The sequence below is a fragment of the Virgibacillus profundi genome, assembly GCF_002287375.1.
In the GTDB taxonomy this organism is placed as follows: domain Bacteria; phylum Bacillota; class Bacilli; order Bacillales; family Amphibacillaceae; genus Virgibacillus_K; species Virgibacillus_K profundi.
In genome coordinates, this window is the sequence record NZ_NPOA01000013.1 from 103215 (window position 1) to 127374 (window position 24160).

Below are 24160 nucleotides of genomic sequence, written 5' to 3' on the forward strand. Positions count from 1 at the left end.
CATAAGCTTTTTATTAGATGATCCCTAATAAAGATCCGCCAATACCAATTGCGATTGTAACAAGTAAGATGGTTGTTGGCTTCATACCTTTTTTCAATAAATAGAACATAAAGACGGTATAAAGTAACGGTAATAATAATGGAAAAATTTGATCTAGATATTCTTGCATCGGAATTTTTTCTTCTCCAACTGTAAATACAAGTGATGATTCCAGTTTTACCATCGAGGCGGTCATAGCACCTATTACCATCAACCCGACTATGGTTGCTCCTTTGGATATCTTTTGCATGATTCCAGAGTTATTAGCTTTGTCCATGATTTGTGTTCCAAATTTATAACCAATGACACCACCATAGTAACGAATAAACATGTGAGGAACATTGAATAGTAATAAGAAAATAATAGGTCCTAAAACACTACCTTGTTGTGCTAAGGATAATCCGATACCAACTGCGATAATTCTTAATGTTCCCCAGAATAATGAATCACCAATTCCAGCGAATGGCCCCATCAATCCAACTTTTACGTTATTGATGATGTTTTTATCAAATGATGGGTTCTTACTCGCTTCTCTTTCTAGTGCTGTTGCAACCCCAGTTATTGTTGTTACCACATGTGGTGTTGTATTGAAAATATTCATGTGACGTTCTAATGCTTCTGCTTGACCCTTTTTGTTTTTGTAATAACGTCTTATGGCTGGCCACATACCGATTGAGAAGCCAAGAGCCTGCTGTCTTTCATAGTTGTAAGATGCTTCTAGCATGAAAGAACTCCAAAATATTTCTCGCATTAATTTCTTTTCATCTTTATTCAATTTCTTTTTCTCAGACATCAAATAAATCCTCCTCATCTGCCGGTGTATTAGTTCCATTAGCTCCAGCTACTTCTACCTCTTTATCTTTCATTTCGTAAACGATGATGAATGCAAGAACTACACCAAATAGCGTGATTCCTAAGATCGGTAGATTCATATAAGCAAATAAAGCAAAACCAAGTAGGAAGTATAGGATATTTGTTTTCTTCATCATTGGTAATAATAATAATGCAAAACCAACTGCTGGTAATAGTCCACCTGCAACCTCTAATCCATTCATAATTGCTTCAGGTATATTATTGACAAATCCTTCAACTGCTGTAGATCCAAATAGAATTGCTACAAAGGCGACTACAAAGTACATTGCACATTGCAGTATGAGCCCAGCCATATTTAAGGTGACTAGCCCCTTTATGTTTGCTGCCCTAGCTAGTTTCATTGCAAAATTCATGAACCAACTTCGTACAATAAATACAATAACCTTTAAAGATTGCGCTAACAATGCAATTGGTAATGCCAGGGCTAAAGCAACTTCAGTACCACTTCCACTCATAATTGCAAATGCTGTACCTAGACCTGCTCCAACTAGGACATCTGGTGGAACTGCCCCACCAACTTGAATAAATCCCATAAATACTAATTCTAGTGATGCCCCTACTAAAATCCCAGTTTGTAGGTCACCTAAGGCCGCACCAATAATTGTTGAGACCACAATTGGTCTAATGACCATTGGTGTACCTAACATTTTTTCTATAAACCATAGAACTGCTAAGATTAAACCTACTAATAATGCTGTTTGCATAAGTGCTTCCTCCTTCTCTTAAGGTTTAAAATGATAGTTTGTTTTTTAAACTTGTATAGTTTTTTGATTTTTCATTTGGAACTTGACGCACTTCAATTTCAATATTTTTCTCCTGAATTTTGTCCAAATATGATATATCTTCTTTAGATACATAAACAGCTGGAGACAATAATACTTTGTCATCTTGCTTTTGCATTCCACCAATGTTTAGTACAGGTTTTTCATCAATCTTTTCGATAAAGTCATAAGCTGCCTTCGGATTAGAAAATATAACGAAGACTTTCATTGCTTGAAGCTTTGGATTTTTAACTAATTTCGCAGCATCTTCTACTGATCGAATTGCAAGTCTTACTCCATCTGGGTTACTCATCTTAAGCGCCATTTTTCTTACTTCATCATTTGCTGCATTATCGTCAGCTATTACTATGGCTTCATATGATAAAGCTGATTTCCAACTGTATGCCACTTGCCCATGTAGTAAGCGATCGTCAATTCTCATTTTTATAATCATTTTTAAATTCCTCCATTCATATATTACAAATCAAAATCGTCATCTTGGGTGATATTAAGCTTTTTCATTTCATCGTTTGCAAAGATAATTTGGTCTTTAGAACTGTTAACAATTTCTTTAAGTTTAGCTTCGGTTACGTTATCTTCTCCAAGCATGATTACCTCTAAAAGTACTGGAAGATTTACTCCTGATATAACGAAAACATTTTCCTTAGTTAGATATCTGAGAGTTGTCTGGTTAACACTTCCACCGAATATATCAGTGAAGATAATAAGTTTATCTTCATCCATTACATTTTCATTCAAAAAGCCTTCTAATTTTTCATTAAAAGGTGTTTCATCGACATATGCATTGATAAAATGTAAATTTTCTTGTTTACCTAATATCAAATCAATAGATGAAACGATTCCCTCTGCAAACCTAGCATGTGTTGCCACTAATATTTTTTTCATTTACATAACCTACCTTAGTTTGTGTTATATTGACTTGTTAATATAATTTGCCACTTGGGGATATACCCCTTTAGTTAAGTCTCGGCCTTTATCAGTTGCTAATAAATACGCCAGCACTTGGAAAAAAGTAATGTATTCCAAACTGCTGAAATGCTTACTTTTCGAATCAATATTAAAATCAGATTTTGAATTATCCCCAATCAAATAACAGGTCGATATTTCCTCGTTAATAAAGTCAGAAATATTTCCCGCTTTTACAGAATCCTCGTTGGTCCTATTTAATATAAAATATCCTATATTAGCATCAAAAGCATTTTGAGGGCCATGGATGAGCTCTTCTAATTCGAAACTATTTGTAAAGATAGGCAGCATCTCCATAAACTTAATATCTGCTTCTTGAGCTACCGGCCATAAATCATTCGTTCCTGAAAATATAAAGTTAGACTTTCGCATTAATTGGAATTTATTTTCTTTATACCATTTAAGTGTGTTTTGTTTAACAGTAAATAAGTTATCAACCATCAAATTATAATCCTCTACATATTCTTGAATCTCGTTATCAGATACTTTACTGTAAATCTTTGATATGGAAATGTATAGCCAATATAATGTTGCACAAGTTGCAGAATATCCAAGTGTTCTGTATATATACGCTTCATTTTCAGAACCAATTTCTAGTGAAATATCAGCTTCTTCAGCAATAGGTGCATCCAAGGTTTCGGTAAGTGAAATGGTTCTAAACCCCTTTGAATTGACTAGTTTTAAAGCTTCATATACTAGTTTTGTTTTACCACCTTGTGAAATAAAAATATATAAATTCTCTTCACTCAACAAATCATGATTATAATATTGAACAAACATATTCGGGTAAATAACCTCCACTAGGGAACCGTTTACATTTTCCGCGAAATTTTTTGTCGTAAAAGCTGCATTGTAAGATGTACCAGATGCAACAATAACAATTCTTTTCAACTCAGTATGCGCTTCCAAAATATTTCCCAAATTATTCTTGAGATTTTCTTTGGTATCGGCAATCTTCTTTAGTTGGACAGGAATACGCTCTATTGTATCCATCAAACTCATCAAATCACTTCCTAAATGTTTTATTAGTTTCATAATAAGTCAGACAAGTCATAATATCCATATTCTATTTTGCACGATTTATAGTGCAAAAAAATGCATTGGGGAATATTGTCATATTAAATTGCTTGTTGACGGGAGGTTTATAAACAAGGGGACGGTTCTTGTGTTGCACTATTTGCAACACAAGAACCGTCCCCTTGCATCAAACTCCTGAGCACCTTGAAATTGATATTGCTTAAAAAAGACTACCTCTATACCGGTTAAATTCGTCAAAAAGCCTATTTCAACTTCTAATGAATTTAATAACTCATCTAGGGATAAATATTTCTTTTCAAACAATAATTGAAGTATACTCCTTATTTTTCCCGGCCGTGGCACTGGTAATTCCCGATCAAGGGGGTCAATTTCTTTGTACCCTAATCTGTTAAGCATAATATTGAAGTATCTGTATTGTTGATATGAAATCAATTGTAAAAATTGTGACAGGTATGCTAATGCTTGGATAGATACCATCCATTTTCTCTTTAATTCAATGTACGAATCAGAAGGCAAAGTGTAATTAGCCTGTCATTTACTGGTACATTTCAGTGGCAGTAATCATATTTCAAAAAAGTTGTACCAAGATAATAGAAGACTCATCAAACTAACCTTCTAAAATATTTAGACCACCGTGCCTGTTCCCACAAGCGTGAAGTGACGGCACCTATAAATGTGCTTATACTAAGCGTATTAAAAAACTATCTCTTTCTTCTAGTAAACAGGCTGCTTCCCCTAATTCACTTAAAATAGAAAAAGGAGGTCCCATCAAATAAAGTGTTGAAAGACCTCCAGAAAATGTCAACCTCAAGAGTAACTTAAGGATTCAAACCCTGATATTAAAGGGATTCGGGCTTCTTATTACATCATACCGCTCGTGAGATGAGAGTGTGTAATATCTTTAACAATATACGCAAATACTGCGAAATATCAATATTTCAGGAAATCTAAGGTGTAATATCATTAACGGGATTTCACCTTTTTTCATGAGATTGCGTTAGCCAAATGTTAGCATTTTGTTAGAATTATTAGGATTACCCTTTTCTTAAATATACAATAGAAGACAGAATACCCTATGGCAAATTCGCTTATCGGTTATAGTTTGAACTTAAACTATATTTCGTTTAGCTCTGTCAAAGTTTATGAACATACATTGCCTTGATTATTGTATTAGAGCATAGCTTTTTCTACTTCCTTCATCGCTTTTTTAGTGTCTCCAAGAATACTTAATAAGCTCTGTGATCTAGTTAGCGCATATTTTTTATTTAAATCAAAGAACGGTACATACTGAACACCAATTTATTTTGAAAGAACTTTATAAATTTTTTCTATTGCCCAGTCAAGTTCTTCTTTGCTAATAACTAATGGAGGTGCAAATCGGATTGTGTTTTCATGTGTTTCTTTACACAACACACCTTCTTCTTTTAATGCTTCACAAAGATTTCGTACAGGTTTATTATACTCAACACCGATGAACAAGCCACGTACTCGGATAGCTTTCAATTCTGGGTTATCAATTTTACGTAGAGCATTTTCAAAGTATTTACCGAGCTCAAGAGATTTTTCAACCAAATTTTCCTCTTCAATTACATCAAGTGCAGCTAATGAGACTGCACATGCTAAAGGATTTCCACCAAAAGTAGAACCATGCGATCCAGGTGTGAAGACGTCCATGATTTCTTTATTTGCTGCAATAGCGGAAACTGGAAATACACCACCACCTAAAGCTTTACCCATAACATAAATATCTGGAACTACACTTTCCCACTCACATGCAAACATCTTTCCTGTACGTGCAAAGCCAGTTTGCACTTCATCTGCAATGAATAATACATTATTTTCGTTACACATTTCACGAATTGCCTTTAAATAACCTTCTGGTGGAATGATGATGCCTGCTTCCCCTTGAATTGGTTCTACTATGACTGCAGCTGTATTTGGTGTGATTGCAGTGCGGATTGCATCGGCATTTCCATATTCCACCTTTTTAATATTCGGTACAAATGGTCCATAATCCTTTGTTGCATTTGAATCATTGGATAAAGATATTGCATTTAATGTGCGTCCATGAAAATTTCCTTTGAAAGCTATGATTTCTGCCTTATTATCTTCTACACCTTTTACTTCATATGCCCAACGACGAGCTGCTTTAATAGAAGTTTCAACTGCTTCTACACCAGTATTCATTGGTAACACTTTATCTTTTCCAGTTAACACAGCAACCCTTTTTGTCCATGGACCTAATAATTCATTATGGAATGCACGTGAAGTCAGGGTTACCTTGTCTGCTTGTGCTTTAAGTGCAGCAATGATTTTCGGATGGCGATGTCCTTGGTTTACTGCAGAATAGGCACTTAACATGTCCATATACTTATTACCTTCTGGATCTTTTACCCAAACACCTTTCGCTTCTGAAACAACAATCGGTAGTGGATGATAGTTATGTGCACCATAATGCTCGGTTAATTCAACAATTTCCTCAGATACTGTTTTTACTGTCATACGAATTCCTCCCTAAGGTATAGTTCGAGTAGAATGTTTTGTAACATCCTACTCTATTTTGTAAATTCTTTCGTTAAAATAATGCTATCTATTCTAATAAGTTTCTGATATAGTTTTCGCCATCATGTGAAGTGCTAAGTAATCTGGACCTCCTGCTTTTGAATCGGTTCCAGACATTTTAAAACCTCCAAATGGTTGATATCCAACAATTGCTCCTGTACAGTTACGATTGAAATATAAATTACCTACATGGAATTCTTGGGATGCTTTGTTAATATGATGACGATTTTCCGTGATAACTGCGCCTGTTAATCCGTACTCGGAGTTGTTAGCAATTTCAAGTGCATGTTCGAAGTCTTTTGCTTTTGCAAATGCAACGACTGGACCAAAAATTTCCTCCTGCATAATACGTGCTTTTACATCAACTTCTGCAAAAATGGTTGGTTGAATGAAATACCCCTTAGAGTCATCTCCTACTCCACCTGCAACAAGTCTACCTTCTTCTTTTCCAATCTCAGTGTATTTCATAATTTTATTATAAGCACTTTCGTCAATTACAGGACCCATATAGATGTCATTGGAAGTCGTTTCACCCACTGTTAATTCATTTGTGCGTTTCACAACCTTTTCAAGCACCTCATCATAAACATTTTCATGGACTACCACTCGAGATCCAGCAGAACATTTTTGCCCAGAGAATCCGAATGCAGAGGTTACAATTGCTTCAACAGCAATATCAATATTTGCTTCACTGTCTACAACAACTGTATCTTTTCCTCCCATCTCTACAATCACACGTTTTAGGTGATTTTGTTCCTTTTGTAAAACTGCCGCACGTTCATACAGACGGGTTCCAACTTCACGTGACCCTGTGAATGTAATTAATGCTGTTTTCGGATGGTCAACAAGATAATCACCAACTTCAGCACCGCTACCAGGCAAAAAATTAATTACTCCATTTGGCACACCTGCTTTTTGTAAAACTTCTACAAATTTAGCTGCAACGACTGGGGTGGCACTTGCAGGCTTAAGGATAACCGTATTTCCTGTCACTAGTGGTGCTACCGTTGTTCCAACCATAATGGCAAAGGCAAAATTCCATGGTGGGATTGTTACTGCAATGCCTGTGGGTATGTAAAGATAACGATTATATTCCCCAGGCCTACTATTTATTTCTTTTCCTTTATCCAATTCAATCATTTGACGTGCATAATACTCCATAAAGTCGATACCTTCTGCAATATCCGCATCTGCTTCCCTCCATGGCTTTCCAGCTTCTTTAATAAGAAATGCAGTGAATTCATTTTTTCGACGACGTATGATTGCAGCTGCACGTAATAATATGTTTGCTCGGTCAACTGCATTTGTATATCTCCAAGTTTGAAATGCTTGATCAGCTTCTTGGATAGCATTTTCAGCAATCTTCTGATTTGCCTTCGATACAATTCCAATTACTTCCTCTTTGTTTCCTGGATTATAGGAAATAATTTTTTCATCTGTTGAAACTCTTTCTCCACCAATTAGAAGGTCATAGTTTTTCCCCAACTTTGGTTGGATCTTTTCTAGACCAGTAACTACCTCCTTACGATTTTCTTCTACAGTAAAATCAGTAAATGGTTCATGATTGTACGGTGTTAACATGTAACTCCTCCTATGCTATTAATCTATTCACTTTTATTGTTGCAAAAATTATGCCAACTTTTAAAAATGCATCATAGCGAGGTTTACTTATAAAAACAGAAATAAAACCGCAAAATTAGTTTGCAGTTTTAAAATATATTGCGCCAATAAATTTTGCACCTTTATTGATTATTTATTACAATAAATAAAAAAGGGAAAAGGAGTGTGCCGAGTGATGAATGATAAATTATACGATATCGAAACCATCGTGGGCATGAATAAATTATACAAAACCCTTCTTGATGAAGTTGATACCGGAATTCATGTCATTAATAAGAACAGCAAAACTATAGTTTACAATAGAAAAATGGCAGAAATCGAATCGATGGATCGGGATGATGTACTTCATAAAAACTTATTAGATGTTTTTTCTTTTCATGGAAAACAAAATAGTACACTTATTGAAACATTACATACAGGACAAGTGAAAAGACGTAAAAAGCAAACTTATTTTAATAATAAAGGAAAGGAAATTACAACAATTAATGATTCCTTTCCAATTAAAAATAAAGGTGAAATTGTAGCAGTTGTTGAAATAGCGAAAGATGTGACCCAACTAGAACGTATGATTAAAGAAAACGTTCTTCAAAAAAAGAACAGTAATTTTACGTTTGATCAAATTATTGGGGATAGTGAACCTATGCAGGCTGTTATAGAGGAGGCCAAACGAGCAACAAGAACAGCATCATCCGTATTAATTGTAGGTGATACAGGAACTGGAAAGGAATTGTTTGCTCAAAGTATTCATAATGGCAGTCATCGATCAAGCGGTCCCTTTATCTCGCAAAACTGTGCCGCAATTCCGGATAGTTTGATGGAGGGGTTATTGTTTGGTACAAAAAAAGGTGCATTTACTGGAGCTGTTGATCGACCTGGTTTATTTGAACAGGCAAATGGTGGAACACTACTTTTAGATGAAATTAATTCATTAGACTTGGCTCTGCAGGCGAAATTGTTGAGAGCAGTTCAGGAAAAGACGATTCGACGTGTAGGAGATATGCAAGAAAAGAAGATAGATGTCCGCATCATTGCAACGATGAATGAAGATCCAATTGATGCTATCAATGAGCGTCGTCTACGCCGTGACTTATATTACCGGCTTAGTGTTGTTACCCTGTTGATTCCATCATTAAACGAACGGAAAGATGATATTTGGCTATTAATCAACCATTTTATCGATAAGTATAATGCATTATTTGAAATGAACGTAGAGCATATTAGTGAAGCTGCCAAAGCTGTGCTTTATCAGCACCACTGGCCAGGTAATGTAAGGGAATTGGAGCATACGATTGAAGGAACGATGAACATGATTATGGATGAAAACGTCATTGATATAGCAAACTTACCTATTAGTTTTCTGAAGCGATATCCATTTCATAAGAAACACGCTCAAACTATCGATAGAAATATAATAAATTTTGATAACAACAAGGAAGAGGTACAACCATTACAAACAAAAATGTACGAGCTAGAAAAAGCTTATATTCAGCGAGTTTTGGAAGTACATAACCACAATATTTCCCGAACTGCAACAAAACTTGGCATTAGTCGACAAAGCTTGCAATACCGGCTGAAGAAGTTTGGGTTATAGAAGTTCCGAGTAAAAAGGGCAGAATTTTACCTGTTTTTTCTTGTTCTTCCTTTACAGTTATTATTATATTTATAAATACATACTCTATTTTTTAAGTTAGTTTGAAATTGTTAAAATAACTTGTATATAAACTTGAGAAAATAGATAGATAAATAAACAGTAGGTGTAGTTGCTTTTTAAGCTTAATTCCAACTTTCCAATGTTACTAACAGTGCTTAACATAATTACAGAGACACCAATAGGCGACATCATTATGCTGATAGCACTGCCTACTGTTAGTGAAAGAACAAGCAGTTCAGGGATGAAGTCTATCGACAGGCTATTTATTAACCCCCCTACCAAAACCATTGATGTCAATGGACCTAAACCAACAAATCCTAATAAAACCATTAAGAATGGAAGCAACATATAAAGGTTTATCAGAGGTGATGAGGTTAATAGATTAAGAACATCAGCGATATAAATACCTATATCTGATACTTGAACGGCATAAATGAAAATACTTACAGAAAAATAAATACTTAACTCCTCATTTTTTCTCATAATATCATTCAAGAAATAATGTTTACTATGACTCATTAATAAAATCAGTGATTTTTTAAAAAGAAAATAAGCAAGGACGCAAATTATTGTAACTTGAGGGATAACGACTAATAAGTCCCAATCTAATAACAGATGGATTAAAACAGTGACACCAAAGAAAAAGATAAATAGTAAAAGAAACTCCTTAACGCATTTGTTCATATACCCTTTATCTATTTGATGTTCAATGCTTGAGATTTTATTATCAATCATACTTGCTGCGTTAACCCATGCAGATTGGTATTTATGAACAAAGAAATAAATTGATACTAAAATTGAAATAGATGAAAAGATAAACCCTTGTATTATTACTGTAAGTATTGAAGCATTAGAAGTCTGTACAGAATACGAGAAACTTGGAATAGTTACTACCCATAATGTACCTAAAGAAAACCCCCTTAAAATACTTAAATTTTTTAATTTCTCTATTCCAATATGGGTTTCTTTTATATTCTCCTTTACAAACTGGTAAATAAGTGGGATAGACCCAATTAATAAAAAGTGAGAAAGAACTTGAGTAAACAACATTACTCCTGAAAAGTAGCTAACGCGAGTTTTTAGGATAAAACTAGCTTTAGAGAAAATTGAATCAATATATTTTTCGTGCAAAATTATCCAACTAATTAATGGAACAATGAGAATAAGTACAATTATATCTGCTAATTCCAACATACCCATCCAATATACTTCCCAAATATTGGCTTGATTTGTGAACAAGGATATCAAACCTGCTAAAACAATTAATAAAATCGGGAATAGTTTTGCTCTTATTCTTAAGGTAATAAGTGCATAACAAAATATAACCAAACTTATTAACGATTGTAAATTTGGAAGATTAAAACCTACAATATGCTCAATAAAATTTAAAAGTAGAAATAGAAGAACACCATAATAAAATATGAAGGGAAAGTAAAAATTCATAATTGATCCTTTCTCTTATCTTTGAAAACCACTTAAGCTACTTTGTAATTTCAATTAGTATTTAATATCTTGAAAGTAAATGTACAGTTCAAGCACACATTCAAAAGAATACCCACATCAAAATGTGGGTACAGGGGTAAGGGCAACCAATTATTAAAAGGGTATTAGGAATCGCTTAGTCTATTCTCCTTTTTTCTAATTTACAACCCCTCCCCATCTTGCTGCTATTTTACATAAGCTACTTTTTTTAATGAAGATAAGAAAACATCTTGTGCTGCCTTTACTCCAGCTCCAGGTTCAAATTCATAAGAAAAATCTTGTAATCCTGCCTCCATAAGAGAAACCGCTTGAAGGACGTCGCTAGGGAAGCAATATCCCATATGCCCAAATCTAAAGATTTTTCCTTGAAGTGGGCCAAGACCTCCAGCAAAATCAAGGTGATACTTCTTCTTTAAGTGTCCTAAATAGGCTGCAAGGTTCAATCCCTCCGGCGTACGGATTGCTGTAATTGTTGGTGATGCATATTCATCACTTGTTAATAATTCAATTGACAGAGCCTTCATGGATTCCCGAACCATATTTTTCATGACTTCATGTCGCTCAATCGTTTTCGAAAATCCACCTTCCTCTTCAATTAAATCACTCACAGCAGATAGACCCATGATAAGTGAAATCGCTGGTGTATTCGGAGTCATTGATTTTGCTGCCCACTCACGATAACTTAATAGATTTAAATAATACGAAGTAGAACTATTATCCTCTATAACCTTCCAAGCTTTTTCATTTACTGCTATAAGAGCAAGACCTGGAGGTAGCATCATTGCTTTTTGTGAACCTGTTACTAAAATATCAATACCCCATTCGTCCATTTCAGCAGGAGCTCCCCCAATACCACTTACTCCATCGATGATAAAGAGAGCGTTTGAATGCTCGTGTACTGCTTCAGCTAATTGCTTTACAGGATTTAATATTCCTGTTGAAGTCTCATTGTAAGTAGCAAAGACGGCCTTAATATTAGATAAAGGTTTCAAAAATTCAACCAGTTCTTCTTTGGTACAGGCTTCTCCCCAATTTTTTTCAAGTTTATGGACATGTAAGCCATATTTTTCACATATCGAAACAAAATAATCCCCGAAAGCACCTACTGTGATGACGACAATTTCTTCTCCTGGTGAAACAGTATTTACCACAGCTGCTTCTAAAGCTGCCGTCCCACCTGAAGGTAGAAGTAAAATATCTTGTTTCGTTCCGAAAACAGATTTTATACGTTCTGTGGCGTCTTTATATAGCCTGACAAATTCCTCTGTGCGGTGGCTTATCATATTTTCTGTCATTGCCAGTTCTACCTTTTTAGGTATTGGAGTTGGTCCAGGATGTCTAAGAATATTTGGATACATAATGCTTTTCCCCTTTATATTTTTTTGATATTTCAGTGTATTTATAGTGGGTTTCTACTGAATGACTGGGCTATCTATTTATTAAATATTTCTTCATATGAAACACCACTTAAAAGTTTAGCTGTATACTCGTCCTCTTTCTTTTTAATTTCTAAAGCCTTTTGCAATACTGTATGAATCTGTTCTTCAGGAATAACGATTATAGCTGTTTCATCACCGACAATGTAATCTCCGGGACGAATATGGACACCAGCTATTTCGACGGGAACATTGATTGCCTCTGTTTCAAAGTTCCACATACTTTTTACAGGATAAAATGAAGATGCGAAAACAGGCAATTGTAGTTCCTTGATATCGGATACATCGCGAACTCCGCCCCAAACAACAACTCCTGCAACACCCCTTTGCTCCGCACGTATTGCATTCATTCCACCTAAAACTGCTACGTCTTCACGCCCATTTGCATCAATAATTAAAACCTCACCAGGTTCTACGATTTTATCAATTACTTCGATATGACGGCTCAAATTTTCTTCCAAAGAACGCGTTCCATGTTTAGGTATGTACTTTAAAGTGCACGCACGACCTGCCATTCTAGAAAGCGTTTTGTTTACTCCTTTGGGTTTTGTTATCACACCGCGTCGATAGCCAAATATTTCCATTGCATCTGATAGATTCTCTGTTGAAACATTCTTTAAGAGACTGATAATATCTTGAGTTTTTTGTGCGTTCATATTAAAAAGTTCTCCTCCTTAAGCATTCCATTCATTTTTCAGAAAATCCTCAATTCGTCCAACTGCCATTTCAACTAAAAATTTTCCTTTTTCGGCTGTACCTAGAGTTGCGTTACCAATCGTACTTGATTTTGTTAAAGTAGAGAGTTTTTTATATTTTATTATTTCGGGAAATAAATCGGCATCTCTTTGAGGTTCGTTAACCCACTGGGATACATCTACTAAATCTGGTTCTAAATAAAGCATTACGGATGTTCCAGCTTCGCCCCCATGGTAATGGCCTATTTCCGCACTTTCCGTATTATTTTCTCCTTGAAATTTAATAAACTTCCAAACTTCAACTTGCGCTGAACGAACCTCATCAAATTCTTGCAAGGTATCTGCAAGCTGTGTAATAATTGGTACGTTCTTTCCGTGACCATTAATAAACAAGATGTCTTTAAATCCCCATTTGATTAAACTGCGACAAATATCCTCCAAATACAGCTTAAAGTGTTCCGGACGGATTACCAGAGTACCTGGAAAATCATCCAGACTTGATGAATCTCCCACCTCTAAGGTAGGACCAACCACTGCTTTTACTTTGCTAGCCACTAATCCCGCTAATCTCTCGGCTACTATCGTATCTAAGCCGAGTGGAAGGTGGAGCCCATTTGCCTCAATTGACCCTGTGGGGATAATAACTAAATTAGTTGTCTCCTTCATTTCCTTAAGCTGAGACCAACTTAAATGTTTTAATCTATTACTCATTTTTAAATACCTCCAAATCACATCTCAGAATCTTCCATAACAGACTTTTTATTCTTTAATCCAGCGTATGCACTAAGACCTATGACTAAAATACAAAAAACTAATACAGTACCGGAAATCGGTCGCGTAAAGAAGGCAAAAAAGTTACCATCGAAAATAGTTAAAGACTGACCTAACGATGTCTCCAAAAAGGAGCCAAGGACAAACGTCAAGATAATAGGAGCCAACGGGAATTCAGCTTTTTTGAAAAAATACCCGATGAAGCCAAATACCATCATCGTACCAACATCAAACAAACTATTGTTCACACTATAAACTCCCACTACGGCTACAATCATGATGATGGGGAATAGTAGTTTAAATGGAACCGTGGTAATTTTTGCCCATACTCCGGCTAAAGGTACGTTCATTAAAACTAACAGAAAGTTTCCAATGAACATACTAGCGATAACACCCCAAACAACATTAGGTTCATTTTGAAATAACAATGGCCCTGGTGTAAGCCCATGCATGACAAAAGCACCGAATAATATAGCCATAACAGCTGACCCTGGTATACCCAGCGTAAATAACGGAATAAGTGCACTTCCACAATACGCATTGTTGGCTGCCTCAGGACCTGCAACCCCTTCTAAGGCACCTTTTCCAAAACGTGATGGATCCTTTGCTAACTTCTTTTCTAAAGAATAAGATAAGAGAGTCGGTATAACAGTACCAGAACCTGGAATGAATCCAAGTACACCGCCTATTCCAGTTCCCCTGCCAATCGCTTTAAATGTAGGCTTCCATTCTTCTCGTTTTGGTAGCACCCCTTTCACCTTCATAGGCTTTTGACCATTTATGTTGGTTTCAGCACTAATGAATAATTCAGACATACCAAATAATCCAAGACATAATGCGACAATATCAATACCACCTGCCAAATTCGTTTGACCAAAAGCAAAGCGAATCGTCCCTGTCAATGGATCTGGGCCGACAAGAGCAAGAATCAATCCGAAAACCGCAGCCATAATTCCCCTAATCAATGATTTTCCCATCAGACTGCTCAACAACGTCATCCCCAATAGAATTAATGCAAAAAATTCTGGTGGTCCAAAGTTGAGAGCTATTTTCGCAAGTGGGGGCCCGAGAAAAGCAAGTGCTAAAATTGTAATCAACCCCCCAATAAACGATCCAATTCCAGCAACCCCAAGGGCCGCTCCCGCACGACCTTGTTGGGCTAAAGGATAACCATCCAAGCAGGTAATAACCGAGGCCGCTTCACCAGGTGTATTAATAAGTACAGAAGTGATTGTTCCACCATACATGGCACCATAATAAATACCAGCTAACATGATGATCGCAGATACAGGTTCCATTGCAAATGTCAGTGGAAGCAATAGTGCTGTACCTGCTGTTGGTCCAATCCCAGGTAATACTCCGACAAGCATGCCGAAGACTACACCAATGAAACAATAAAGAAGATTCCACCCTGAAAGTGCCGTTTCAAATCCCTGTAATAAATAAATCACATTCTCCATCTTTTCACCCCTTTAAAATCCAAAGTTATTTACAGGTAGCGGAACCTGCAAAAGTGTGTTAAAAACTACAAATACCACAAGCGTAACAAAAGTAGATAATCCTAAACTCCAATACCACTTGTATCCACGCTTAAACAAAATAAACAACATAACAATACTGGCGATTGTAAATCCGATATATGGAATAATAATTAGAAACAGAATCAACGATAACAATAACGCAACAACATTTCCCAATCCCTTGCCTTTAGGTAGAATATCTGAAAACAAGATGATGTCCTTTTTAACAGATATTATAATGTGGATTAATGAAAGGATAAATAATATTCCACTTAACCATAAAGAAAGAAACCCCGGACCCGGGGCACTCGCTCTATAATATTCTAAAGACAGGGACTGCCAGAAAATCGATCCTGAAAAGATAAGCATGAAAATACCAATATAAACTCCAACGTTTTTCATCAGAACACACCCTTTTGTATTTTTGTGCGGATAGTATTCTATTGAAGTGTAAACTACACACGAGATTGAACCTGAATGACCTCTACACACTTACAGATGCCAAGCACATTCTATTGAAGCGTAGTCTACTCACCCCAACCCAACACATCTATATATTCATTAACAGTAACTTCTTGATTCTCTAACATCTCTGTAAAGTCTGCCGCATTGAGGTAATTAATGTTTAACCCCATATCGGTCATTTGATCAAGATGTTCAGAGTTATTTGATGCCTTTTCAATAGCAGAATTAAGGATTTCTACTATTTCTGGATCCATCCCTGCAGGTCCACCTAACCCTCTTGAAGATCCATTTACATATTCTTCCCCGATTGCTTCTTCCAATGTCGGAACATCAGGTAGAAACTGGGAAATCCTCTCTTCTGAAAAAACAGTTAAAATGTCTAATTGGCCTGATTCAGAAGGTCCGACAACTTCTCCCACATTTGCAAACACTACATCGACATGTTCGCCAAGTAAAGCAGTGATTGCTTTAGCCCCACCACCGAATTGAACAGGTACAAACTTTGTACCAAATCTTTTATTTAATGTAAGAATAGAGAAATGCTCATCACTTCCAACACTACTAAAGGCGGCCTTTACCTCGTTTTCTTTTGCATATTCCATCAACTCTTCAATCGTTGTAAATCTGTCTTCACCTGGTGTTGATGCAATAATTCCCGGATCATAAACATGGTTAGCAATTACTGTTATATCTTCAAGCGTTTCTTCTCTTTTGGCTGAAGGGTTCATGTAGCCTTCTACATAGCCATTTATGGCAGAAATCGTATAACCATCAGGTTCGGATTTCATCAATTCTTCCCAACCAACCCAACCATTTCCACCTGCTTTATTCTGAACAACTACAGGAACACCTAATTCCTCCTCCATAGCTGGGGCAAGAGCACGGAAACCTAAATCTGTTCCACCACCTGCATCATAGGGTACAATCAGAGTGATTGGTCCATTTGGAAAGTCAGTTTCTTCAGCTTCGTTTTCTTCATTTGTTTCATTTTCTTCGTTTTCTGCTTCACCATTTGCTTCATTTGATGTACTAGAACTTCCACATGCACTAAGTAAGACGATAGACAATATGAGGGTCATTATAATAAAAATAAATTTTTTCATAAGTTTAAAACCTCCATTTTTTTAAAATAGTTTACAAACCTGTAATTGTTCCTTACGTTCCAGCTTGCTACCTTATCTGATCACCTCCTTTTTTTATTCTTTATAACTACTTCTACTTTTCTAATTTTCGACTTTCAGTGACTAATTTCTTGATCCCATTAGTCAAAATCGATACATCTGAGCCAATGGTTAATGCCCTAGCACCATTTTCATAAAACAGTTTTGCTTCCTGAAAATCTCTAACAGCAAGAAAAGTCCCTTTGCCTGCTTTTGATACTTTATCCAAGATTTGGTTCTCGATTTCAATTACTTTTGAGTGTGTCGTCTGTCCAGGTATGCCCAATGACTGAGAAATATCTCCTGCACCTGTTGTAAATAAGTCAATTCCATCTGTAGTAATAATTTCATCCATATTAGAAATTCCTTCTTCATCTTCAATCTGAGCAATGAGCAATGTTTCATTATTCGCTTCTGTTATATAATCAGATATTGGAATGGCTCCATATCGTTGCGCACGACCCGAACCAGTAATCCCCCTTCGACCTTCAGGATAGTATTTGACACATTCAACAATTTTTTTTGCTTGGGCAGCGTTCCCCACATGAGGAACCATAATACCGGTTACCCCACAATCGAGTAATGGCGAAATCCAACCTATATCAGGTACTCTTACAATTACAGATACACCTGTAACATCACCTGCTCTTACAAAACCCCCTATTGTCTCTAAGTTAAAAAGGCCATGTTCAGCATCTATCCGTATAAAGTCACAACCAAATGTTCCCGCCATTTCAGCTACCATAGGGTTTGGAATGGTCACAACCATGCCCAATGCCAATTCATTGTTAGCAATCATTTGTTGTATGTTTTTCCTCTGCATCTGTCCCATTTTTTTTAATCCTCCATTTTGTTCAATTTTTAATTAATTGATATTTCTGTTAATTATTTCAAAACTACTTTAGTAAATTAGAGAATAGATATAATCTGTTATTCTGAAATACCTTAACATTAAAAATCACTCTACTATTTCCTTTAAAGAAAACATACTACGGACTAGTGATTCGAGCATCACTGGAACTTGGTGGAAGGCGCTTTCCATATGAAGTCTTTCCGTTCGCTTATGTGCGTCTTTACCAAAAGGACCAATATTTAAAACTGGTGCATTCAACTTTTGCATATCTGCAAAAGGAATACTATATGTTTCACCCCATACAGGTGTATTGCGTTCGTATGAATCCCACTCTTGTTTATCATCCATGTAAGAAACATAGCTGAGATCGGAGATACCATTAAAATAATGAATTTGATGAACATCTAGATCAAATTTTTCGCTACCAATCTTCTTGACTAAATCTACTGCTTCAATAACTGCTGGATTATCAGATGCATTAACAGCAGGATAATATGGTGGTGCAAATAACAGAATCATTGTCGGACCAAGTTCCTGGCAATTGGTCATTAAAATATCGGCAATTCGTATCGATTTTTCCCGATCATCCCAAGATGGATTAGCGATAACCTCATCTTTTAAACTTGCAACGACTTCCGGACCTAACCTACCCTTTGCATAATATTCCAACTCTTCATAGTGCAAGACATTTACTTTACCTATCGGTTCAATGCCCTCACGCTCACATATTTTCATATACGCACTATTGCAAGCGTTTGCAGATTCAGTAGCAACTTGATGAAAAATGTTCATAATTTCAGTAGCATTGCGTTTCATAAGAAAAACATTGTAGAGAGCTTCAACACGGTATGGTGTCTGAGTTGTGTAATTTATTTTAAGATCTTTTTGCTGAAGTGAAACTGGAAGTGGCGTGCTTTCACCGAGATCAAACTCACGAAAAAACGGATTCCATTCCATTTGTTGCGTTAAAAAGGATGCCATAAAATTAGCTGTTAATCCACTCATTGGCTCCCCAACATGTGTTTCTTTTCCATAAAATAAAACTGCTGGCATGATTTTACCAATGGACCCAGAATAAATATAATATTTCGTATCCCCAGGTTTCTGCGAAAATGACGGTTCACTATTTAAAAATAATTTATAATCTAATCCATGTTCTACTTGCATTTGGGCGAGTTTTGGAATTGCAGCACGCATGCCAGCTGAATCTACTTCTTCATCTGGCACGGTAACTAAAAGTAGATTAATAGGCCATTTCTCAATACTTGCTTTCTCAATCAAAGACATGTGTAAAGCAAGTCCCATTTTCATATCCATTGTGCCCCGGCCAAATAAGTAATCACCTGATTCAAGGTCGACACGTGCATCTAAGGGTAACTCGATTTTGTGATCTAATAAAGCTTTTGTAAGTTCTTCTGGCTGATATGCAAGTGATTCAAGATTTCCAAATTCTTCTGTACCAACCGTGTCGAAGTGACTAATTAAGACAATTGTTTCAACGGATTCACGACTTTTATATAGAGCGGTGACGACTTTTCGACCTTGACCGGCTTCATAGAGATTTACATAATTGGAGTTCTTCTTGAAGTATTGTAATTCCGTTAACTTCGCTTTTAAATTATTTGCAAAATTTATCTCACCTTCTGTTCGGCTCCTACTTTGCCAACTCACGAGTTCACATAGCAATGTACGTAATGATTCTGGTTTGTCCCATAATAAATCACTCATGAGAATATACGACCTCCCTTAGTCTGTAATATAGAATTAACCTAACCTTGCAATAAATTGTTCTAGTCGACGTATCCCTTCTTTCAGCTCAGACATGGCATAAGCATAAGAGATTCGAATGTATCCTTCACCGTATTTAGTGAAAGTACTTCCCGGAACGACTGCTACCCCACCTTCATGTAAAAGTCTTGTTGCAAATTCAAAAGATGTCATTTCAAATTTTTTAATAGAGGGAAAAATGTAAAAAGCTCCGTTAGGCCGAACAACGTTTAAGCCCATACTGATAAGCCTAGCGTAGATGAAATTGAGACGTTTTATATATTCAACGTTCATTACTGCAGGTACTTGACGACAAGTTGTTAATGCTTCTATACCTGCGTATTGACTCGGCAATGATGCACAGATTGCGTTATACAAATGAACTTTCACGACATGCTGCATATACTTTGCTGGCCCTAAAGCAAAGCCAATCCTCCATCCTGTCATTGAGTGTGACTTCGACAAACCATGGATTAGAAATAAACGATTGCGTAATTGAGGGTATGATGCAAATGAATAGTGGTTACCCTCGAATGTATTTTCACTATAAATTTCATCTGAAAGAATAAAAACATCATGTTGTTCTAATATTAAAACAATCTCATCCATCAACTCCGGTGGAATCGTTACGCCTGTTGGGTTAGATGGAAAGTTAAATAGTATGGCTTTCGTTTGTGCTGTCACCAATGCTTTCAAACGTTCCGGTGAAGGCAAGAAGTCAGTATCCGTTGTATCTAAGTACACTACTTTTGCCCCACACATTTCAATAAGTGATCCATAAGCGGAATAGATAGGAGCCGGTAAAATAACCTCATCTCCTATATTGAGAATTGCTCTAAAAATTGAATCTATCCCTTCGCTTGCACCATTTGTGATTAAGACTTCTGTTTCTGGGTCATACCAAAATCCGTAAGTATCTTTAAAAAATGATGATGTCGCTTCTCTTAACTCCAACAACCCTGCATTATGTGAATATCCTGTTTGATTATTTTCAATTGCAGCAATTGCTGCGGACTTTACTGCATCAGGAGTAGGAAAATCTGGTTGTCCAATAGTTAAATTGATAGCATTTGGATAACGAATTAGCTGGTTTGAAAACTGGCGGATTCCAGGGATCTCCAACTCCTTTGCCTTATTATTAATTACTAATGACATTCTTTCACCTTCTTGCTCGCACTTGTAATATATTTCAAATCACTAACAACAATATTTTATTAAATCGACACGATGTGATATAAGATTACCTATAATTAAACTTAAGAAAATTACTTCCAACTACCTGGAATTTTCTACCTTAGAGAAATTTTTTATAAATCGTTTTTCTACGTTATCCATGTGTTCAATCATACTTTCCCTAGCAAGAGTCACATCTTTGTTTTCAAGTGCTTTTATCAGTCTTAGATGTTCCTCATATGCTTCTTGCGCACTTGAAATCAATGTATTCGATAAAATGAGGAAGGCTCGATTAACTCCGTTGTTCATTTGATGAATCATTTCCCCAATTTTCTTATTTTCATTTTCCGACGCAAGAATTAAATGGAATTCGCGATCAAATTCAATAAAGTTTTGATAATCATTTTTTGAAATCGCTTTCAATTGTTGATTAATGTTTTCCTTTAATTCCGAAATCAATTTCTCTTCTACCTTTAAAGTGACCTTTTCAATATTGTAAATTTCAAGAACCCGTCTTAATTCTATAAAATGAAGTGATTCTTCTACTGAAAATGTTGCTACTCTTGCTGGACGTCCTTTTTGTAATACCAATAGACCTTCCATCGACAATTGCATAAGTGCTTCCCTAATGGGAGTACGACTAATACCTAAATATTTAGCTAATTTCTCCTCTGGTAGTTCTTCATTAGACGAAAATTCACCAGAGATAATTGATTTCTTTAGTAAGTTATATGCTTGTGCAGCCAACGATTCATTTTGTATTATCTTTTTCAAAAACAATCCCCACATTTCTTCTGTATACTGTATACAGAGATTATAAATCATGTTAATTAATTTGTAAAGGGAATTTTCAAAAGAATTATAAAATAAAAAATACTCACCAAAGAAGTTATTTTTTGAAGAATAAAAAAATAGCACACGTAAAATATGCTATTTTTTATATTAGTTAGATTAATATATTCAGTTTTTTCATACTTTTATAGAGTTATAGTGCCTCTCCTCTACCCCCATCGACATTAACGGAAGTCCCTGTAACATATGAAGCGGCATCTGAAACTAGGAATCCAATAACATTTGCAGCTTCCCGAGTATCACCTATTCTTCCCAGTGGAATTTTGTGATCCGGTAATTCTGAAAACTCTTCCCATGTTAAATCACTATGCGTTCTTTTCCATTTTCTTTTGATTTGTTCACTTCTAATTTGACCTATACAAACAGTATTTACACGTATGTTATATTTCCCTAAGTCCTTACTCATTGCATTTGTTAATGTCATACCTGCTACTCTGCTAACAGATGTTGGTAATGATGAGGCTGGGGCAGTTTTCGCAATTGACGCCGTAACATTAATAATCGCTCCGCCCTCTCTATCTATCATATATGGGATAGCTGCCTTCGAACAATTTATAGCGGCAAACAATTTTAAATCCAAATCGCTTTTCCACATTTCCTCACTAACGTCTTCAAAAGAATATACTGCAGACTGGCCAGCATTGTTAATTAAAATATCTATTCCTCCAAAATGATTTACTGTTTCACTAACGAAGCTCTCACAATCTTCGCTCTTAGTCACATCTTTAGAAGCAAAGTAAACATCACTTCCAGTTTTTTCTTTAATACTCTTGGCTGCATTTTCTAGTTTAGTTATGTCTCTTCCACAAATTGCAACCTTAGCCCCCTCTTCTACTAGTAATAGGGCACTTTCAAGTCCAATACCTGCACTTCCACCTGTAACAATTGCAATCTTATTTTTTAAACAGAGTTCCACTTTATCACTCCTTTTAAGATAGCATAATCTTAACTTATTAGGTGCCCTAGTTCAATTCTTATTCCTTATGAATTATGGGCTTAAAACCGTTTCATGAATTCCCTTTTGCAAAGAAAGATTTCTATCCTTCAAAGTTTCACAGTACTTACTTACTTGCTGAAACAAAGCTTATCCAGAAGAAATTATAAATTAGGTCCTACAGAAGATAAAACCACCAGAAATATATATCCACGTTACAAAGGAATTGAAAAAAAGACTTCTCAAAAGTTTGCTCAACCCTGAGAAGCCTCCATTAATATTTTTATGTTAACTTTCCACTCTCATCTTACCAAAAAAACCTATATATCAAGGGCTACAGCGGCAATATTACATCATCCCGCCCGTGTATTAACCTTTTAAATACAATTTCTACAATCACCATTCATATACTTTGTAAAAAACGTATCCGTTATTATCTTGATATTCTCTTTTCTAAAAGATGAAATACATAAAGAGCCTGATCTAAAAATTCATTCCCAATTACCGAGGCAGTTTCACCTATATCAATTTCAACTTAAATTTCACCTTATTAATAAAATGATCATCGTGGTGGGTGTCTGACCCCAAGAACCAGGGGCATCACCGTAGCCGAGCATTAGGTGATTGTTAAAGGGAAAGAAGAGCAACGAGCAACAATCAATCACCCGCAGAATAATCAATTGCTATTTCAGTTTTTCCTATAATACCATTCACTCTACCAACCACTATTCGACAAATTTCGGGACGTCACTACTAGGCACCCATACTACTAATGCAAAAAGTCGTTCATGATGAACGACTTCTGCTTAAGCATGAGCTATTTATTTTTAATAGTCACTTCTTTCACATTCAGATTTCTCCGTGGTTTTATATTGGCGAGAATAATATCAGCAACATCATCTGGTTCCATGAGATGTTGGATGTCTTCTTCTTTATGTATCCCATCCCAAAATGGCGTTTTCATCCCTCCCATATAGGCAGCTAATACTTTTATCGCGGAATCCTCCAATTCAACTAACAGACTTTCGGTAAATCCTTTAACGCCAAACTTGCTTGCGCAATAGACAGACTCATTTACTTTTCCTTCCAAACCTGCTGTCGAAATAACATTTACGATCGTCCCCTCATTTTTCTCTTTCATTCTCGGCAATACGGCCTGGGTACAATAAATCGTTCCTTTTAAATTGATGTCGATCATATCATCGATTGCTTTATTATCTATATCCTCTGCAAGTTTGAAAACCCCTAATCCAGCATTATTTATTAAAATATCCACTTGTCCGTGATCTTTATAGATAGTTTTAAATGTTTCTTGCACTTGAGCGTAAGACGATATATCAACTTCATAAATACTATATGCACTTGATAGATTTTTGGCTATTTGTTCAAGTTTAGGTTTGGTTCTACCTAGCAAAGAAATACTAAATCCTTGCTCAGATAGTTTTTGAGCTAGTGAACTACCCAACCCGCTGCCTGCACCAGTAATTACAGCATGCTCTTTATTCATATTTTCCTATCCTC

At 35.9% G+C, this 24160-nt stretch carries 22 protein-coding genes; 1 reads left to right on the plus strand and 21 read right to left on the minus strand.

Annotated elements, in window-relative coordinates; translation table 11 throughout:
* Positions 1-13 precede the first annotated feature (13 nt).
* The 8 genes from CIL05_RS17305 to pruA form a co-directional block, all read right to left on the minus strand.
* Entirely contained in the window at positions 14-832 is an 819-nt protein-coding gene (locus tag CIL05_RS17305) for a PTS system mannose/fructose/sorbose family transporter subunit IID (protein WP_095656799.1), read from the minus strand.
* On the minus strand, positions 825-1616 hold the full coding sequence (locus CIL05_RS17310; protein ID WP_095656800.1) for a PTS mannose/fructose/sorbose/N-acetylgalactosamine transporter subunit IIC: 792 nt from the start codon (positions 1614-1616) through the stop codon (positions 825-827). Before CIL05_RS17310 ends, CIL05_RS17305 begins: the two co-directional genes overlap by 8 nt.
* A 25-nt stretch (positions 1617-1641) precedes the next feature.
* Positions 1642-2127, minus strand: a complete 486-nt coding sequence (locus CIL05_RS17315) for a PTS sugar transporter subunit IIB (protein ID WP_095656801.1) — start codon at positions 2125-2127, stop codon at positions 1642-1644.
* Between the two features lie 23 nt (positions 2128-2150).
* Positions 2151-2579, minus strand: a complete 429-nt coding sequence (locus CIL05_RS17320) for a PTS sugar transporter subunit IIA (RefSeq protein ID WP_095656802.1) — start codon at positions 2577-2579, stop codon at positions 2151-2153.
* A 24-nt stretch (positions 2580-2603) separates the two neighbouring features.
* Positions 2604-3662, minus strand: coding sequence for an SIS domain-containing protein (locus CIL05_RS17325; protein ID WP_165769162.1), 1059 nt, complete (start codon positions 3660-3662; stop codon positions 2604-2606).
* 171 nt (positions 3663-3833) lie between these two features.
* Positions 3834-4175 carry a hypothetical protein gene (locus CIL05_RS17330; RefSeq protein WP_095656804.1) on the minus strand — a complete coding sequence of 114 codons (342 nt, stop codon included), beginning with the start codon at positions 4173-4175 and terminating at the stop codon, positions 3834-3836.
* 822 nt (positions 4176-4997) lie between these two features.
* On the minus strand, positions 4998-6200 hold the full coding sequence (locus CIL05_RS17335; RefSeq protein ID WP_095656805.1) for an ornithine--oxo-acid transaminase: 1203 nt from the start codon (positions 6198-6200) through the stop codon (positions 4998-5000).
* A gap of 93 nt (positions 6201-6293) precedes the next feature.
* Positions 6294-7841, minus strand: a complete 1548-nt coding sequence (gene pruA / locus CIL05_RS17340) for an L-glutamate gamma-semialdehyde dehydrogenase (protein ID WP_095656806.1) — start codon at positions 7839-7841, stop codon at positions 6294-6296.
* Positions 7842-8055: 214 nt separating this feature from the next.
* Between pruA and CIL05_RS17345 the strand changes: the two genes are divergently transcribed.
* Positions 8056-9471, plus strand: coding sequence for a sigma-54 interaction domain-containing protein (locus CIL05_RS17345; RefSeq protein ID WP_095656807.1), 1416 nt, complete (start codon positions 8056-8058; stop codon positions 9469-9471).
* A gap of 96 nt (positions 9472-9567) precedes the next feature.
* Here CIL05_RS17345 and CIL05_RS17350 read toward each other — a convergent pair whose 3' ends face one another.
* The 13 genes from CIL05_RS17350 to CIL05_RS17410 form a co-directional block, all read right to left on the minus strand.
* Entirely contained in the window at positions 9568-10974 is a 1407-nt protein-coding gene (locus CIL05_RS17350; RefSeq protein WP_095656808.1) for a hypothetical protein, read from the minus strand.
* 224 nt (positions 10975-11198) lie between these two features.
* Positions 11199-12371, minus strand: coding sequence for a pyridoxal-phosphate-dependent aminotransferase family protein (locus CIL05_RS17355; protein WP_095656809.1), 1173 nt, complete (start codon positions 12369-12371; stop codon positions 11199-11201).
* A gap of 74 nt (positions 12372-12445) precedes the next feature.
* Positions 12446-13105 (minus strand): RraA family protein, encoded by a 660-nt coding sequence (locus CIL05_RS17360; protein ID WP_095656810.1) that lies wholly within the window; start codon positions 13103-13105, stop codon positions 12446-12448.
* Between the two features lie 18 nt (positions 13106-13123).
* Positions 13124-13855: a creatininase family protein gene (locus CIL05_RS17365; RefSeq protein WP_095656811.1), complete on the minus strand. Its 732-nt coding sequence runs from the start codon at positions 13853-13855 to the stop codon at positions 13124-13126.
* Positions 13856-13872: 17 nt separating this feature from the next.
* A complete protein-coding gene (locus CIL05_RS17370) occupies positions 13873-15375 on the minus strand; it encodes a tripartite tricarboxylate transporter permease (protein ID WP_095656812.1) in 1503 nt (500 codons plus the stop codon).
* Between the two features lie 12 nt (positions 15376-15387).
* Complete coding sequence (locus CIL05_RS17375) at positions 15388-15837, minus strand: tripartite tricarboxylate transporter TctB family protein (RefSeq protein ID WP_095656813.1); 450 nt, start codon at positions 15835-15837, stop codon at positions 15388-15390.
* Between the two features lie 125 nt (positions 15838-15962).
* Positions 15963-17003: a tripartite tricarboxylate transporter substrate binding protein gene (locus CIL05_RS17380; protein ID WP_095656814.1), complete on the minus strand. Its 1041-nt coding sequence runs from the start codon at positions 17001-17003 to the stop codon at positions 15963-15965.
* A gap of 112 nt (positions 17004-17115) precedes the next feature.
* Positions 17116-17892: an HpcH/HpaI aldolase family protein gene (locus CIL05_RS17385; protein ID WP_095656815.1), complete on the minus strand. Its 777-nt coding sequence runs from the start codon at positions 17890-17892 to the stop codon at positions 17116-17118.
* A 126-nt stretch (positions 17893-18018) separates the two neighbouring features.
* On the minus strand, positions 18019-19641 hold the full coding sequence (locus CIL05_RS17390) for a M20/M25/M40 family metallo-hydrolase (protein WP_095656816.1): 1623 nt from the start codon (positions 19639-19641) through the stop codon (positions 18019-18021).
* Between the two features lie 36 nt (positions 19642-19677).
* Positions 19678-20835 (minus strand): aminotransferase class I/II-fold pyridoxal phosphate-dependent enzyme, encoded by a 1158-nt coding sequence (locus tag CIL05_RS17395; RefSeq protein ID WP_095656817.1) that lies wholly within the window; start codon positions 20833-20835, stop codon positions 19678-19680.
* 120 nt (positions 20836-20955) lie between these two features.
* The gene (locus CIL05_RS17400; RefSeq protein WP_095656818.1) at positions 20956-21627 is read right to left on the minus strand and encodes a GntR family transcriptional regulator; all 672 of its coding nucleotides are present in this window, start codon (positions 21625-21627) and stop codon (positions 20956-20958) included.
* 211 nt (positions 21628-21838) lie between these two features.
* Complete coding sequence (locus tag CIL05_RS17405; RefSeq protein ID WP_095656819.1) at positions 21839-22621, minus strand: SDR family NAD(P)-dependent oxidoreductase; 783 nt, start codon at positions 22619-22621, stop codon at positions 21839-21841.
* An 835-nt stretch (positions 22622-23456) separates the two neighbouring features.
* Positions 23457-24146, minus strand: a complete 690-nt coding sequence (locus CIL05_RS17410) for an SDR family oxidoreductase (RefSeq protein WP_095656820.1) — start codon at positions 24144-24146, stop codon at positions 23457-23459.
* Positions 24147-24160: the final 14 nt, after the last annotated feature.